A 16208-nucleotide genomic window follows, 5' to 3' on the forward strand; every position below is an offset into this window, starting at 1 on the left:
GGAGATCCTTCCGTCGACGCTTGTGCCCGCCACCTGCCCTTTTCTGTGGCATGAGTCACTGTAGCGCACGCCCGGTGGACCGCATCAGGGTTGGACAGCACCGCCGGCAAAAATTGGCCGAGCTGAGATCGGAGCGCGCGTCGGCGCGACGCGTTATTGACGCGAGTGTTAGCCAGCCGGCGCCCAGTTGCCGTGGAAACCCATGGGCACCCGCTGCGGCAGATGCACGGTCGCCACCGATTCGAGGGTCTGGGCATCCAGCAACACCAATTGCCCTTCGTCGCGGTCGCGGTGGTAGGCGAAGCCCATCAGGATGCCGTCGTCTTCGGCGCGTGGCGCCGGGTTGGGCACGAATGACATCTCGCCGAGCGAAAGGGCGGGGTCGAGCGCCGCAACCTCACGCGACCCGGTCGCGTAGTCGTGCTTGTAGAGCCCCGCTTCGGCGCCCTGGAACGCCGCACCGATGGTGTAGCCGAAGCGGTGCCGCCCGCCCAGCAGGGCTTCGTTGATCCGGGGGAATTCCTGGGGCCGGTCGTCGCGGCATTCGGTGGTGACGGCGCCCGTCGCCAGGTCGACGGTCCAGCGGTCCAGCGTCGGCGGGGCTTCGCCGGGACCCCGCCGGTCGCGGTCGAACATCCGCGCGTAGCGCACCACGTCGAGCACCAAAACCTCTGCGCCGCCGCGCATTTCGGAATAGGCATTGAGCGGGTGGTAGACGTAGCAGGGTTCGATGTCGAACCAGCGGACGTCGGAATTGGCGCCCTCGCGGGGCAGCACGCCGATGCGCGCCGGGTAGTTCGGGTTCCAGGCGTACGGCATCCGGTCGGAGTGCCTCGGGTCGCGGTTCATCCTGGCGTGAATGGGGCCCGGCACCCGGACGCGCCCGACCAGCGACTGCATCACCAGCCGGGCCGGCGCGGACAGCCAGCGTGGCATGTTCGCCGGCAGCGCCTGCACGGCGTCGAACGTCACCGGCAGGTCGTAGATCACCACATATTTGTCGGTCAGCGAGAAGTCGTGCATCATCGGCGACCCGGACACCGCGATGTCGACGGTGCGGCGGGCCCGCCCGGCGGTGTCGATCACCGAGTACTGCACGGTGCGCCCGCGGGCGAACGAGTAGGACACCGCGTGCAATTCGCCGGTGCGCGGATCGCGGTGCGGATGCGCGGTATAGCCGCCGGCCAGGGTGCCGTCGAAGTCGCAGGTCCCGACGGTGTCGAGCTCGTCGGTCAGCTCGTAGTTGGCGACGCCGCCCTCGACCAGTGCCAGGGTTCGGCCGGCGTGGGTCAGCACGTTGGTGTTGGCGCCCAGCGAGAGCATGCCCGCGCGCGGGTCGAGCCGCGCCGGCGCCGGCTCACCCAGGGTGTTGCACACCGACAGGCTGCGCACCCAGCGGTTGCGATACCAGTTGGCCTTGCCGTCGCGCAGCGCCACCCCATGCACCATGCCGTCGCCGCTGAACCAGTGATAGGTGGCCGGGTCGACCTCTTCGGCCGGGTTCGGGCCGTTGCGCAGGTACCGCCCGTCGAGGTGCTCGGGGATGTGCCCGGTGACCTCCAGGTCGGTGGCGGTCACCTCGGCGCCCACCGGCGCCAGGAAGCCCTCGAGATACGGATTCCGGGATCGGGTGGTCTGTGCGGTCGTCACGGCTGAGCTCCTATAACATTGTTATTTCGCTGTTATGACGACGGTACGCCGGTGATGAGAAGATGACAAGGATGACTTCGGAGACCCAACGCAGCGTGCGGGACGAGATGCTGCACGCCGCCGTCGGCCTGCTCGACGAGCACGGGCCGGACGCGCTGCAGACCCGCCGGGTGGCCGGCGCCGCGGGGACCTCGACGATGGCGCTGTACACCCATTTCGGGGGGATGCGGGGCTTGATCGCCGGCGTGGCCGAGGAGGGCCTGCGGCAGTTCGACGCCGCGCTGACGGTGCCCGAGACCGACGACCCGGTCGCCGACCTGTTCGCCGTCGGCGCCGCCTACCGGCGCTACGCCATCGAGCGTCCGCACATGTATCGGCTGATGTTCGGCAGCACCAGCGCGCACGGCATCAACGCGCCCGCGGGCAACGTCCTGACGCTGACGGTCGCCGAGATCGAGCGGGGCATCCCCAGCTTCGCGCACGTCGTGCGCGCGGTGCAGCGGTCGATGCGCGCGGGGCGAATCACCGTCGGCGCCGCCGACGAGGCGACCGACGCGGCGATCGTGGCCACAGCCGCCCAGTTCTGGGCGCTGGTGCACGGCTTCGTGATGCTCGAATTGGCCGGCTTCTACGGGGCGGAGGGGGCGGCGGTCGCGCCGGTGCTTGGCTCGCTGACCACGAATTTCCTTGTCGCCCTGGGCGATTCACCCGAGCGCGTGCGACAGTCGCAACGCGCCGCCTTCGGCGTCCGCTGAGCGCACGAAACCCCCGGAAGGGCGCTTCCGGGGGTTTCGCGACGCAGTGCTACTTGACGGTGACCGTGGCGCCGGCGGCCTCGAGCTTGGCCTTGGCGTCGTCGGCCGCCTCCTTGGCGACCTTCTCGAGCAGCGGCTTGGGCGCGCCGTCGACCAGGTCCTTGGCCTCCTTGAGGCCCAGGCCGGAGACGATCTCGCGGACCACCTTGATGACGCCGATCTTCTTGTCACCGGCGGCCTCGAGGATGACGTCGAACTCCGACTGCTCCTCGGCGGCCTCGGCGGGCGCGCCACCGGCGGCCGGGCCACCGGCGGCGGCGACGGCGACCGGGGCGGCCGCGGTGACCTCGAAGGTCTCCTCGAACTTCTTGACGAAGTCCGAGAGCTCCAACAGGGTCATTTCCTTGAAGGCGTCGAGCAGGTCGTCAGCAGTCATCTTTGCCATGGGTATTGGGTCCTTCCTGGTAATCGGGTTGGGTTATTCGGCTGAAGCCGGTGTCTCGGCGGATTCCGTCGTTTCAGCCGGTGCCTCGGGGGTTTCTTCGGCGGGTGCCGCCGCTGCTTCTGCGACCGGAGCGGCGGGCTCCGGCGCGGAAGCCTCTGCGGGCTTCTTGTCCTGCAGGGCGGCCAAGAGGCGGGCCATCTGCGAGGTCGGGGCGGCGAACAGGCCGGCCGCCTTGGCGAGGTTGCCCTTCATCGCGCCGGCCAGCTTGGCCAGCAGCACCTCACGGGACTCCAGGTCCGCGATGCGCTCGACCTCGGAGACGGTCAGCGGGTGGCCATCCATGTAGCCGCCCTTGATGACCAGGGCCTTGTTGTCCTTGGCGAACGTCTTGAGGGCCTTGGCGGCGTCGACCGCCTCCCCGCTGACGAACGCGATGGCCGTCGGGCCGGCGAACAGCTCGTCGAGACCCTCGATGCCGGCGTCCGCGGCCGCCCGCTTGATCAGGGTGTTCTTGGCCACCGTGTAGGTGGCCGATCCCGCCAGCGACCGGCGCAGCTCGGCGAGGTTCGCCACCGTGAGGCCGCGGTATTCGGTGATCAGGGTGGCCGTCGAGTCCTTGAACTGCTCCGCGATGTCTGCGACGGCGGTGGCCTTGTCAGCCCTGGCCATGCATACCTCCTGTCAGTGAAAGTCTGTGCGATTCACCGGAGGCCTCAGAACGAAGTACGCCCCGGCGCAGGAAGCGGCCGGGGCGTGAAAATGCGCCGGCGTGCGCCGGCGTTGTGCCTCGTCCTCCTGCGTGGGCCGCCGGGATGTCCCGGACCTTCAACCGATTGCTCGGTGACCGACGGTCTTCGGTGGATCGCCACCACAATAGCGTGACCCCCCGCGGTCAGCCAAAACGCCGCCTAGCCGAGCGCCGCCAGCCGCGCCGCGCCGACCAGCCCGGCCTCGCCACCCAGCGCGGCCGGCAGCACGCGCAGCCCGGCCAGGAAATCCAGCCCGGCGTAATCGGCCAGCGCGGCGCGCAGCGGGTCGAAGAGCACGGCGCCGGACTTGGCGACGCCGCCGCCGATGACGACCAGGTCCAGGTCGCACACCGCCCCGACCGACGCGATCATCGCCGCGAGCGCGGTGGCGCCGCGGCGGAACGCCCGCACCGCGAGCGCGTCCCCGGCCGCCGCCGCGGCGGCGAGGTCCCGGGCGCCGGCGCCCGGCGGCGCGGACCAGCCGTTGTCGCGGGCCCAGCGCACCATCCACGGTCCGGACGCGACGGTCTCGACGCAGCCGCGCCCCCCGCACGCGCAGGGCCGGCCGTCTTGCTCGACCACCACGTGCCCGACGTGGCCGGCGTTGCCGGTGCGCCCGGTGTACGGCACGCCGTCGAGGATCAATCCGCCGCCGACGCCGGTGGACACCACCATGCCGAGCATGAAGCGCGCGCCGCGGCCCGCGCCGAGCCAATGCTCGCCCAGCGCCATGCAGACGCCGTCGCCGCCGAGCCGGACCGGCACGCCGGGCACCGCGGCGGCGACCCGGTCGCGCAGCGGGAAGCCGCGCCAGGACCGGATGTTGACCGGGTTGACGGTCCCGGCGGGCAGGTCGATGGGGCCGGCCGAGGCGATGCCCACCGCGGTGACGGGTCCGTCGGCGGCGCGCATGGCGTCGGCGATGGTGGCGGCGACCGCGGCCCAGACCGCCTCGGCGTCGCCGCCCGCCGGGGTGGGCCGGATGGCGGTGTGCACGAGCGCCCCGCCGGGATCGGCCAGGCCGGCGGCGATCTTGGTGCCGCCGATGTCGAGGCAGAGCGTGAGCGCGGCCATCAGTGGCGGTGGGTGTTGTCGGGCTGGCGCGGGTCGCCCGGGTGCTCGTAGCCGGGCGCGAGCCGGACCAGCGCGGCCCGGCGCCCGTCCAGCCACATCCGGAAGGCGCGCCGGCGGGCGGCGCCGCGCAGGTGCTCGGCGATCGCGGAACGCACCTGCGCCAGCGCCGGGCCGGTGCGCGGGGGCGCTCGCCAGCCGTCGGGGCCGGGGCGCGGCGCGGCGAAGCGCAGCGGGTTGCGGGCGTGGTAGGCGGCCACGTCGTCGTCGCCGATCCGGACCGCGGCGGTGACATCGGCGAACAGCGCCCGCGCCCGCGGATCGGCCAGCACCGCGGCGGCCACGCTGCCGATCTCCAGCCGGGCCGTCGCGTCGGGCAGCAGCTCGGCCTGGGCCGGCGCGTCCCGGCCGGTCAGGCCGCGCGCGGCCGCCTCAGCGGCGACCACGCGTTCGGTCACGATCACCTGGGTGAGCCAGCGCCGCAGTTGCCGGCCCTCGGCGGTGCCGCCGGCAGGCAGCGCGGCCGCGCGCGGCCCGCGCCGCAGCCGCGCCTCGGCCGCGTCGACCTCGTCGACGGACACCGGGTCGCCGGCCACGCTCGCCACCAGCCGGGCGCTCATGTCACGACCACCCGCACCGCCGGCGAGTAGACCAGCCGGCCCGCGCAGCCCACCCGGACCAGGGCCCACCACTCGCCGGGGTCCTGCCACCGCGGCGGCGTCACCTCGAAGCCCAGCTCGACGGTTCCGCACGCGGGCAACTCGGCGCCCAGCGCGGCGGGGCCGATCCACTCCCAGGTGCCCCACGGGCTGATCAGGTGCGCCTCCAGCGCCAGGTCGGCCCAGGCGTGGGTGCCGACCGTCACGGCCAGCCGGGCCGTCCCGCCCGCCGCGACCTCGACGTCGGCCGGCCCGTCGACGAGGTAGAGCAACTGCGACTCGCCGGGCGCGCCGACCTCCACCACGCAGACGTCCTCGACCACCTGGCGCCACGCGGCGGGGACGTCGCCCGTGAGCCGCAGCTGCGCCCGGACCGGATACAGCCCGGGCCGCACGCGGGCCGGGAGGGCCACCACCAATTCGGCGTCGCGGTGCGCGCCGGGGCGCAGGCTGATCGGCTTGACCGGCTCGGCCGACCAGCCGTCGGGACACACCAGCGTCACCGCGACGTCCAGCGCGGCGTCGCTGCAATCGCTGGCCACGCTGAGCCGCAACGCCACCTCGCCGCCCGGCGCGGCCGGCACCCGCTGCGGGTGCAGGTGCGCGACGGCGGGCAATCCCCCGAGCGGCGCGGGCCCGCGGTTGTGCAGCCAGTAGCGCGCGTACAGCGGCTGCGCGGCCTCGGCGTCCGGCGCGAGCGGCGCCGAACTCGTTGAGAGGGAAGGCACTTCGAGGTGGGCCAGCACGGTGGCCACCTGATAGCCGTGCAGGTCGATCGACCTCGCGCGCCCCTGCGACTGCTCCAGCAGGTCGGCGGACCGCAGCCCGCGCACCGTGCCGAGCCCGGAACCGACGGCGACGCGGGCGCGGCTCCCGGTGGTCTCCACCAACCGCAGGGCCACCGCGGCGGGGTCGACGGGCCGGGCGCTGCCGGCGGTCAGCGGGTTGCCGGCCGCCTTGAGCGCCGCCAGCTGCGCCGCGCCGGCGGGCTCGACGTGCAGCAGCGACCCGGAGCTGGCCAGCTCGCCGCTTTGCCCGTCCGGGATTACGGCGAGCAGCGGGTGACCGAATTCGGCTGAGCGGGTCGGGATCTCGGCCCCTCGCCAGTCGCCGTCGCCGGTGACGAGCGCGTACTCGAAGGCGTGGCTCCAGTGCTGGAGTTGAAAGTTGGATCCGTCGGGCGCGGTGCGGCGCGGATCGTCGATCCAGGTGCCCGACGGCCAGCCGGTGCAGGACCGCAGCAGGGCGGTGTGCAGGGTGCCGTCGGTGTCGACGGCGAAGCTGGGCACCCCGCGGTTGAGCAGCGCGACGGTGCGCGATTCGAAGCGCCCGATGCCGGCCGGCGCCCGCTGGTCGACGACGATCTCGGCGTCCGCCAGGTCGTCGACCACCGACGCGATCGCCGCGGCCAGGCCGGGCTCGTCGCGGCCGTCGACCACCAGGACCGGCAGCGCCCGCGGCGCCCGCAGGTCCGCGTCGGGCACCCACGCGGCCGCCAGCGGGCCCTCGGCCGGCACCCAGACGCGGGCCCGGCCGGTTTGGTCCAGCTGGCGCTCGAGTTCGGCCGTGTACCCCGGATCCGCCTGCGCCAGAACGGCTTTGGCGAACGCGTTGCGGGCGGGCCCGCCGAGCGCGATCCGGACGTCGGGCAGGTTGGAGTCGACGCCGAGGCACCCGTAGCGCGGCTTGTCCGCGCCGCTGCAGGTGGCCGTGACACCGGCGCGGACCAGCGCGACCATCAGCTCGCGCGCCAGCGGCCCGGACACCGCCTCGGCCGGCGTCACCACCTCGGCCACCGACACGGCCCGGGCATCGGCGCCGAGCCGGACCCGCACCGCCGAGGACAGGCCGAACCAGCCGTACGCCGGGTTGTCCAGCGTCCACGGGTGTCGGGCAGTGTCCACGGAGCGGTCGCCGTCGTGCAGCAGCGCGAAGCCTCGCCCGACGACCGCGTCGCCGACCTCGCTGACCGGCATGGCGCCCGGCACCGGGCACGGCCAGCGCAGCCGCAACAACCTGTCCTCACCGGTGAATTCGTCGATGGCGGTGCGGCAGTCCAGCCGCGCCACCCCGTTCCACAGGGTCAGCGTCTGGGTGTAGCGCAGCAGGCCGCCGAGGCGCCCGTGCACGACCAGCCGCTGACCGAGCGGGCCGCGGTAGGCCCGCACCCAGGCCGGCGATTCCGACGAGCGGACCACCGGGCCCTTGGGCAGCAGGTGCCACGGCCCCTCGCCCTGCTGCGGGTGCGCCGGGTATTCCTCGTAGAGCGCGAGCTCGTTGCCCACCCGGCCGTCGGCGATCAGCTGCCGGCCGTCGCGCACCAGCGACGCGACTCCCCCGCCGCGCGCCGCGTCGGCCTCCACCCGGTAGTGCTCGTTGGCGATCGCCGCGCCCGGCATCGGTTCCCAGCCGCTCGCCTCGTCGACGGGAACCAGCCGGTAGGCCCGCCAGCCCAGCGACGGCACGTCGGCCGCCAGCCAGCTGACCGAGCGCCCGTCGTGCTCGACGTGCGCGGGCAGCTCGGTGCCGTCGGGATCGAGCACCCGGACCCCGGCGCCCGGCGGCGCGTCGAGGCGGGCGGTCACGACATCGGTGCGCCGCTGCGCCAACGGATTCCAGACGACCACGTCGCCGCCGATCGCGCCGGACAGCAGCGCCAGCGAGTTGTCGCGGGCCGCGCGGCCGAGCTCCCAGGCGTCGCGCCAGCCGGTCAGCAGGTCCAGGTACACCTGGTCGGACTCCGAGCCGGTGATGGCGTCGTGGTGCGCGCCGTAGGCCAGCTGCACCCACGCCTTGGCGAGGGCCGCCTGCGGGTACTCCGCGCCGCTTGCCGGCGCCGCGAACACGGCGAAGCGCTCGGCGGCCAGCACGGCGTTCTCGGCGGCCCGGTTGGCCTGCTTGGTGTCGATGTACGACACGTCCTTGCCGGTGTAGATCGGGTTCATGTCGCGGGTCTGCGGCGACGGCTCGCGGCCGCGCTGCGCGAGTTCCGCGCGCACCGCCGCGAAGAACTCCCGCGGCAGCGCGCACACGAACCGCGGCCAGGTGTACCGCGCGGACCAGTCGCGATGGATCGCCGTCACCCATTGGTTCGGCGGCGTGTAGTCGGTGCCGACCGGCAACAGCACGTTGCGCGTCAGGGCGACCCTCTTGAGCCGCCGGAACAGCGCGTAGGTGGCGTCCTCGGCCTCGGCGAGCGACGCCGCCGAGTCCATCCCCCAGCCCGCCCCGTAGTGCGCGGGCATGTAGTGGGTGAGCAGGCCGCGACCCGACGGCGCGATCCACTCGAACTCGCTGCAGAACTGCATGCGGTCCACGTCGCCGCCGGGCCCCCACTGGTGGTGCGGCCCGCGGGCCCACGAGCTCGACGTCAGGCCGGCGTCGGCGGCGAACCCCGGGAACTGGGGGTCGTGGCCGAACACGTCGAGCTGCCACGCGGTGGCCGGGTCGGCGCCCAGCACGTGCCGCTGAAAGCCGGCGCCGTGCACCAGGTTCCGGATGGTCGTTTCCGGGCCGGTGAGGTTGGTGTTGGGCTCGTTGTAGGTGCCGCCCATCACCTCGACGCGGCCCTCGGCGAGGAACCGGCGCAGGTCGTCGCGGTCCTCGGGGTGGGTGTCCCAGTACGGCTTGAGGTAGTCCACCTCCGCCAGCACGAACTTGTATTCGGGCTCGCGGCGGGCGAGCTCCAGGTGGGCGTGGACGAGTTCGAAGGCGTTGGCCTGCAGGTCCGGCGGGTCCGCCCGCCACTCGCTGGTGTAGGCGCCCTGGGTGTTCCACCAGACCGGGTCGTAGTGGAAGTGGCTGACCATGTACATGGTCCACCCGGGCTCGGCGATCGTGAACTCGAACTCCGTGGCGGCGCCGCCGGCGTGCACCCGTGCCGCCCGGCGCTCACCGACGGCCGCGGCGCCGACGGTGACCGGCACCTCGACGGCCCCGGCCCCGGGCCGCGCCATCGCCTCGCCGCTCAGGCCGTCACCGTCGACGCGGATCGGGGTCGGCGCGACGCAGCCCTTTATGCCGATGCGCGCGAGCTGCAGCGGCGCGTCCGGCGGCCCGACGAAAAGCTCGGTCGAGTCCGCCGAAATGACCTGCACCCCCGCACCTTACGACGCAACGGGCGGTCCTGTCGGCATCTCGACTTAGGATCGGCTCATGCCCGCCCTCGCCCCTCCCGTCACCGACGAGCGCAACGCCCTGCGCGAATTCATGGCGTTTCACCAAAGCGCGTATTTCGCCGTCGCGTACGGCCTCACCGACGAACAGGCCCGCTCGACGCCGTCGGCCAGCGCGCTGTCGGTCGGCGGGCTGGTCAAGCACGCCACCGCCACGCAACGCAATTGGATGGCGCGGGTCGCTGCCGCGCCGGAGCTGCCCCCGAAGGACCCGCGGCCCTTCGACCAGATCGCCAAGGAGTTCGGCGACCAGCACGTGATGCGGCCCGACGAGACGCTGGCCGGCCTGCTGAAGGCCTTCGAGGCCCAGAACGCCGAGACGCTGCGCCTGGTCGAGACCGCCGACCTCGACGCCGCGGTGCCCGTGCCGCAGGACATCCCCTGGTTTCCCAAAAACCAGAAGGCCTGGTCGGTGCGCTGGGTCATCCTGCACGTCATCAACGAGCTGGCCCGCCACGCCGGGCACGCCGACATCGTCCGCGAGACGGTCGACGGGGCCACCATGTACGAGTTGATCGCCGCGCTGGAGAACTGGCAGATCGCAGGATGGGTCCAGCCCTGGAAGAAATAGCGCAGATCCGCAGCGGGATCGCGCGCCGCGAGACGCCGCACGGCCCCGTCGAGCTCTACTACGAGGACCTCGGCGACCCGGCCGCGCCGCCCGCGCTGCTCATCATGGGCCTGGGCGCCCAGCTGCCCATGTGGCCCGACGGGTTCTGCGCGCGGCTCGTCGACGCCGGGTACCGCGTCATCCGCTTCGACCACCGCGACACCGGGCTGTCGGCCAAGATGCACGGGCTGCGGGCCCGGGGTCCGGTGTACCGACGGGTCGGCCGCTACCTGCTGGGCAGGCCCAGCCGGGTGCCCTACACCCTGGTCGACATGACCGAGGACGTGGTGGCGTTGCTCGACCAGCTGGGCATCGACCGGGCGCACGTGGTGGGCGCCTCGCTGGGCGGCATGATCGCGCAGATCCTGGCCGCCACCGCGCCCCACCGGGTGGCGTCGCTGGGCGTCATCATGTCGACCACCGGCAAGCCGTTCTCCGCGCTGCCGGCCTGGCGCGTCATCCGGCTGGCGTTCGATCCGCCGGCCAAGGACGCCTCGGCCGAGGAGAAGCTGGCCTTCGAGGTGCGCAACGTCGCGGTGTTCAACGGCCCCAACTTCCTGCCGACGGACGCCGAGCTGCACGCGCGGGTGCGCCGGCTCGCGGAGCGCTGCAGTTACCCGCCGGGCATGCTGCGCCAGTTCGACGCGGTGCTGGGCACCGGCAGCCTGCTCGGGTACGCGAAGGCGATCACCGCCCCGACCGTGGTGCTGCACGGTTCGGCCGATCCGATGGTCCGCCCGCGCAACGGGCGCGCCGTCGCCGCGGCCATCCCGGGCGCGCGGTTCGTGGTGGTGGACGGGATGGGACACGACCTTCCGCAGCCGGTCTGGCGGCCGATCCTCGAGACGCTCACCGAGCACTTCGCGCTCGCCGGGGCCGGGTGAGCGCGCTCACGGCAATTGGGACTTGACAGCCCCGATTTGGCAGACTGCTGGAATGACTACTACCAAACACCGCGAGGTGGCCAAGCTCGACCGGGTGCCGCTGCCGGTCGAAGCGGCCCGGGTAGCAGCCACCGGTTGGCAGGTCACCCGCACCGCCGCCCGCGTCGTCGCCAAGCTGCCCGGCCGGGGGCCGTGGCAACAGAAAGTGATCAAGCAGCTCCCGAACACGTTCGCCGACCTCGGGCCGACGTACGTGAAGTTCGGGCAGATCATCGCGTCCAGCCCCGGCGCGTTCGGCGAGTCGCTGTCCCGCGAATTCCGCGGGCTGCTCGACAAGGTGCCGCCCGCCGACCCCAAAGAGGTGCACAAGCTCTTCGTCGAGGAACTCGGCGGTGACCCCGCCGAGCTGTTCGCCAAGTGGGACGAGACGCCGTTCGCGTCGGCGTCGATCGCCCAGGTGCACTACGCGACCCTGCACAGCGGCGAGGAGGTCGTCGTCAAGATTCAGCGCCCGGGCATCCGGCGCCGTGTCGCGGCCGACCTGCAGATCCTGAAGCGGTTCGCCCAGGCCGTCGAGCTGGCCAAGCTGGGCCGGCGCCTGTCGGCGCAGGACGTGGTCGCCGACTTCTCCGACAACCTGGCCGAGGAGCTGAACTTCCGCCTCGAGGCCCAGTCGATGGACGCGTGGGTCTCGCACCTGCACGCCTCGCCGCTGGGCAAGAACATCCGGGTGCCGCAGGTGCACTGGGACTTCACCACCGAGCGGGTGCTGACCATGGAGCGGGTGCACGGCATCCGCATCGACGACGTGAAGGCCATCCGGCAGGCGGGCTTCGACGGCACGGAGCTGGTGAAGGCCCTGCTGTTCTCGCTGTTCGAGGGCGGGCTGCGGCACGGCCTGTTCCACGGCGACCTGCACGCCGGCAACCTGTACGTCGACGAGGCGGGCCGCATCGTCTTCTTCGACTTCGGCATCATGGGCCGCATCGACCCCCGCACCCGCTGGCTGCTGCGCGAGCTGGTGTACGCGCTGCTGGTCAAGAAGGACCACGCCGCGGCGGGCAAGATCGTCGTGCTGATGGGCGCCGTCGGGACCATGAAGCCCGAGGCGCAGGCCGCCAAGGACCTGGAGAAGTTCGCCACCCCGCTGACCATGCAGACGCTGGGCGACATGTCGTATGCCGACATCGGGCGGCAGCTGTCGGCGCTCGCCGACGCCTACGACGTCAAACTGCCCCGCGAGCTGGTGCTGATCGGCAAGCAGTTCCTCTACGTCGAGCGGTACATGAAGCTGCTGGCGCCGAAATGGCAGATGATGTCCGACCCGCAGCTGACGGGTTACTTCGCCAACTTCATGGTCGAGGTCAGCCGCGAGCACCAAAGCGACGTGGAGGTCTAGGGTCCACCCGATGGAAATCCGCACCGGCCATGCCATTTCGGGCGACCTGAAGCTGTACTACGAGGACATGGGCGACGTCGATCACCCGCCCGTCCTGCTGATCATGGGGCTGGGCGCCCAGCTGCTGCTGTGGCGAACCGGGTTCTGCGAGAAGCTCGTCGCCCAGGGCTTGCGCGTCATCCGCTACGACAACCGCGACGTCGGGCTGTCCGACAAGACGCCGAGGGCGGGCGCCGGCTCGCCCCTGGTCCCGCGGCTGCTGCGGTTCTGGTTCGGGCTGCGGGGCGAGGCGGCCTACGCGCTGGAAGACCTGGCCGACGACGCCGCGGCCGTGCTGGATCAGCTGGGCATCGAGCGCGCCCACATCGTCGGCGCGTCGATGGGCGGCATGATCGCGCAGGTCTTCGCGGGGCGGTTCGCCGAGCGGACCAAGAGCCTGGCGGTCATCTTCTCCAGCAACAACCGCCCGTTCCTGCCGCCGCCGGCCCCGCGCGCCCTGCTGGCGGTCCTCAAAGGGCCGCCGCCCGGTTCCCCCCGCGAGGTGATCGTCGACAACGTCGTGCGCGTCACGAGGATCACCGGCAGCCCGCGCTACCAGGCGCCCGAGGAGCAGGTCCGGGCCGAGGCGATCGAGGGCTACGAACGCAGCTACTACCCGTGGGGCGTGGCGCGGCACTTCAGCGCGATCATGGCCAGCGGCAGCCTGCTGGGCTACAACCGGCGGACGGTCGCACCGACCGTGGTGCTGCACGGCCGGGCCGACAAACTCATGCGTCCATCGGGCGGACGCGCGGTCGCACGCGCCATCGACGGCGCTCGACTATTCTTATTCGACGGCATGGGTCACGACCTGCCTCAGCAATTGTGGGATCGGTTGATCAGCGTGCTGACTAGCAACTTCGCCGAGGCCAGCTGAAGCCGAGATCGGCGGCTTTCGCCACTGCCCTGTGAATTTCACGGAAGCTCTTACCGCGTTGTACGGTTGGCGTTGGGAGGATGTCTAATAATGGCCGAGCTGAAACCCTACTACGAGGACTCGCAAGCGGCGTACGACATTTCGGACGACTTCTTCGGCCTCTTTCTCGACCCCACCTGGGTTTACACGTGCGCGTATTTCGAGCGCGACGACATGACCCTGGAAGAGGCGCAACTCGCCAAATTGGATCTGGCGCTGGACAAGCTCAATCTGGAACCCGGCATGACGGTGCTCGACGTCGGGTGCGGCTGGGGCGGCGCGCTGGTGCGCGCGGTCGAGAAGTACGACGTGAACGTCATCGGACTTACGCTGAGCCGCAACCACTATGAGCGCAGCAAGGCCAGGCTCGCCGCGCTCGACACGACGCGGCACGCGGAGGCGCGGCTGCAGGGCTGGGAAGAATTCGACGAGAAGGTCGACCGGATCGTCTCGTTCGAGGCGTTCGACGCGTTCCACAAGGAGCGCTACGGCGCGTTCTTTGAACGCTCCTACGAGATGCTGCCCGACGACGGCCGGATGCTGCTGCACAGCCTGTTCACCTACGACCGTCGCTGGTTGCACGAGCAGGGCATCGCGCTGACGATGAGCGACCTGCGCTTCCTCAAATTCCTGCGCGAGTCGATATTCCCCGGCGGCGAACTTCCTTCCGAGCCCGACATCGTCGACAACGCGCGCGCCGCGGGGTTCTCCCTCGAGCAGACCCAACTAATGCAGCAGCACTACGCGCGAACCCTGGACACCTGGGCCGCCAACCTGGAGGCCAACCGCGACCGCGCCGTCGAGCTGCAGTCCGAAGAGGTCTACAACAACTTCATGCACTACCTCACCGGGTGCGCGGTACGGTTCCGCAGGGGGCTCATTAACGTCGGGCAGTTCACCCTCACCAAGTGACCTGGCACCAACGGGGCCGAGGGAGGCATCGAGCGCCATGGCCAAGGATCTGACGCCGCACTTCGACGACGTGCAGGCGCACTACGACTTGTCCGACGACTTCTTCCGCCTGTTTTTGGACCCCAGCCAGACCTACAGCTGCGCGTACTTCGAACGCGACGACATGACGCTCGAGCAGGCGCAGCTCGCCAAGATCGACCTGGCGCTGGGGAAGCTGGGCTTGCGGGCCGGCATGACGCTGCTCGACGTCGGCTGCGGCTGGGGCGCCACCATGCGCCGGGCGGTGGAAAAGTACGACGTCAACGTCGTCGGCCTGACGCTGTCGAAGAACCAGGCCGTCCACGTGCAGAAGTCCTTCGACGACATGGACGACCCGCGCACCAAGCGGGTGCTGCTGGCCGGCTGGGAACAGTTCGACGAGCCCGTCGACCGCATCGTGTCGATCGGCGCGTTCGAGCACTTCGGCCACGATCGCTACGACGACTTCTTCGCGATGGCCCGTCGCGTGCTGCCCGAGGACGGCGTGCTGCTGCTGCACACGATCACCGGGCTCACCGGGCCGCAATGCATCGAGCGCGGCATACCGCTGACGTTCGAGATGGCCCGGTTCATCAAGTTCATCGTCACCGAGATCTTCCCCGGGGGCCGCTTGCCGTCGATCGAGATGGTGGAGGAGCACTCGGCGAAGGCGGGTTTCACGCTGACCCGCCGCCAATCGCTGCAGCCGCACTACGCCAGGACGCTGGATCTGTGGGCGCAGGCCCTCGAGGCGCACCGGGACGAGGCCATCGCGATCCAGTCCGAAGAGGTCTACGAGCGCTACATGCGGTACCTGACCGGCTGCGCCGACGCATTCCGGATCGGCTACATCGACGTCAATCAGTTCACGCTGGAGAAATAGGGGAGGCACCCGTCACACTGGGGTGCGGACTGGATCCAAAAACCCAGGGGCATGCGCTGTTAAATGCAAAGGATGCGCGCGGCCGCGTGTAGGGTGCCGAGGACGGCCACCTGGATAGGGTGCCTGTCCGGTCGGGAGGACGAAATGTCTGAAAATCGAGTGGGGGCGACGCGGATGCGGTCGGATTCCGACAATGTCCGCGCACATTACGATCTGTCGAACGAGTTCTTCGCGCTGTTCGTGGATCCGACCCGCACCTACAGCTGCGCCTACTTCCCGCGCGAGGGCATGACCCTGCAGGAAGCGCAGATCGCCAAGATCGACCTGATGCTGGACAAGCTGGGGCTGCAGCCCGGGATGACCCTGCTGGACGTCGGCTGCGGCTGGGGCTCCGTGATGAAGCGGGCGATCGAAAAGTACGACGTCAACGTCGTCGGCCTGACCCTGTCGAGGAACCAGCACGCCTACTGCCAGCAGGTGCTCGACGGCGTCGACAGCGACCGCTCGCGCCGGGTGCTGCTGCGCGACTGGGCCGACTTCAGCGACCCGGTGGACCGCATCATCATCATCGAGGCGTTGGAGCACTTCGGCTTCCACCGCTACGACGACTTCTTCAAGTTCGCCTACGAGGCCATGCCCGCCGACGGCGTGATGGCGCTGCACGCCATCACCGGGTTGCACGTGAAGCAGGTCATGGAGCGTGGCATCCCGTTGACCATGGAGATGGCCAAGTTCATCCGGTTCATCGTGACCGAGATCTTCCCCGGCGGCCGGCTGCCGACGATCGAGACCGTCGAGGAGCACTCCGAGAAGGTCGGCTTCAAGGTGACCCGCCGCCAGTCGCTGCAACAGGACTTCGCCACGACCCTGGACTTTTGGGCCGAGGCCCTCGAGGCCCACCGCGACGAGGCCATCGCGATCCAGTCCGAAGAGGTCTACGAGCGGTACATGAAGTTCCTGACCGGTTCCGCCAAGGCATTCCGCATCGGCTACATCGACTGCAACCAGTTCACGTTGGAGAAGTGAACTTCGGTATCGTCGTC

General features: G+C 71.0%; 14 protein-coding genes. 8 read left to right on the plus strand and 6 right to left on the minus strand.

What is annotated here, in order from left to right; translation table 11 throughout:
- Positions 1 to 168: 168 nt before the first annotated feature.
- Positions 169 to 1650, minus strand: a complete 1482-nt coding sequence (locus AWB89_RS21510; RefSeq protein WP_085176388.1) for a carotenoid oxygenase family protein — start codon at positions 1648 to 1650, stop codon at positions 169 to 171.
- Between the two features lie 71 nt (positions 1651 to 1721).
- On the opposite strand from AWB89_RS21510, the gene AWB89_RS21515 reads away from it, so the two are divergent.
- Positions 1722 to 2405 (plus strand): TetR/AcrR family transcriptional regulator, encoded by a 684-nt coding sequence (locus tag AWB89_RS21515; protein ID WP_085176390.1) that lies wholly within the window; start codon positions 1722 to 1724, stop codon positions 2403 to 2405.
- A 49-nt stretch (positions 2406 to 2454) separates the two neighbouring features.
- Here the strand turns inward: AWB89_RS21515 and rplL are convergent, their stop codons facing one another.
- From rplL to AWB89_RS21540, 5 genes are all read right to left on the minus strand, one after another.
- On the minus strand, positions 2455 to 2850 hold the full coding sequence (gene rplL, locus AWB89_RS21520; protein WP_068230652.1) for a 50S ribosomal protein L7/L12: 396 nt from the start codon (positions 2848 to 2850) through the stop codon (positions 2455 to 2457).
- Between the two features lie 33 nt (positions 2851 to 2883).
- Positions 2884 to 3519: a 50S ribosomal protein L10 gene (gene rplJ, locus AWB89_RS21525; RefSeq protein WP_085176392.1), complete on the minus strand. Its 636-nt coding sequence runs from the start codon at positions 3517 to 3519 to the stop codon at positions 2884 to 2886.
- Between the two features lie 239 nt (positions 3520 to 3758).
- On the minus strand, positions 3759 to 4673 hold the full coding sequence (locus AWB89_RS21530) for an ROK family protein (protein ID WP_085097151.1): 915 nt from the start codon (positions 4671 to 4673) through the stop codon (positions 3759 to 3761).
- A complete protein-coding gene (locus AWB89_RS21535; RefSeq protein ID WP_085176394.1) occupies positions 4673 to 5290 on the minus strand; it encodes a DUF7158 domain-containing protein in 618 nt (205 codons plus the stop codon). The genes AWB89_RS21530 and AWB89_RS21535 overlap by 1 nt, the downstream gene beginning before the upstream one ends.
- The gene (locus AWB89_RS21540; protein ID WP_085176396.1) at positions 5287 to 9426 is read right to left on the minus strand and encodes a glycoside hydrolase family 38 N-terminal domain-containing protein; all 4140 of its coding nucleotides are present in this window, start codon (positions 9424 to 9426) and stop codon (positions 5287 to 5289) included. Before AWB89_RS21540 ends, AWB89_RS21535 begins: the two co-directional genes overlap by 4 nt.
- A gap of 58 nt (positions 9427 to 9484) precedes the next feature.
- Between AWB89_RS21540 and AWB89_RS21545 the strand changes: the two genes are divergently transcribed.
- The 7 genes from AWB89_RS21545 (at position 9485) to AWB89_RS21575 (ending at position 16191) form a co-directional block, all read left to right on the plus strand.
- Positions 9485 to 10075: a DinB family protein gene (locus tag AWB89_RS21545; protein WP_085176398.1), complete on the plus strand. Its 591-nt coding sequence runs from the start codon at positions 9485 to 9487 to the stop codon at positions 10073 to 10075.
- Entirely contained in the window at positions 10051 to 10998 is a 948-nt protein-coding gene (locus tag AWB89_RS21550) for an alpha/beta fold hydrolase (protein WP_085176400.1), read from the plus strand. The genes AWB89_RS21545 and AWB89_RS21550 overlap by 25 nt, the downstream gene beginning before the upstream one ends.
- A gap of 52 nt (positions 10999 to 11050) precedes the next feature.
- Entirely contained in the window at positions 11051 to 12397 is a 1347-nt protein-coding gene (locus AWB89_RS21555; RefSeq protein WP_142280255.1) for an ABC1 kinase family protein, read from the plus strand.
- Positions 12398 to 12407: 10 nt separating this feature from the next.
- The gene (locus tag AWB89_RS21560; protein WP_085097169.1) at positions 12408 to 13313 is read left to right on the plus strand and encodes an alpha/beta fold hydrolase; all 906 of its coding nucleotides are present in this window, start codon (positions 12408 to 12410) and stop codon (positions 13311 to 13313) included.
- 90 nt (positions 13314 to 13403) lie between these two features.
- Positions 13404 to 14264, plus strand: coding sequence for a mycolic acid methyltransferase MmaA1 (mmaA1, locus tag AWB89_RS21565; protein ID WP_085097172.1), 861 nt, complete (start codon positions 13404 to 13406; stop codon positions 14262 to 14264).
- Between the two features lie 37 nt (positions 14265 to 14301).
- Complete coding sequence (gene mmaA2, locus AWB89_RS21570; protein ID WP_085176405.1) at positions 14302 to 15165, plus strand: cyclopropane mycolic acid synthase MmaA2; 864 nt, start codon at positions 14302 to 14304, stop codon at positions 15163 to 15165.
- A 144-nt stretch (positions 15166 to 15309) separates the two neighbouring features.
- The gene (locus tag AWB89_RS21575) at positions 15310 to 16191 is read left to right on the plus strand and encodes a cyclopropane mycolic acid synthase family methyltransferase (RefSeq protein WP_085097178.1); all 882 of its coding nucleotides are present in this window, start codon (positions 15310 to 15312) and stop codon (positions 16189 to 16191) included.
- Positions 16192 to 16208: the final 17 nt, after the last annotated feature.

This window comes from Mycobacterium paraense, from assembly GCF_002101815.1.
In the GTDB taxonomy this organism is placed as follows: Bacteria; Actinomycetota; Actinomycetes; order Mycobacteriales; family Mycobacteriaceae; genus Mycobacterium; species Mycobacterium paraense.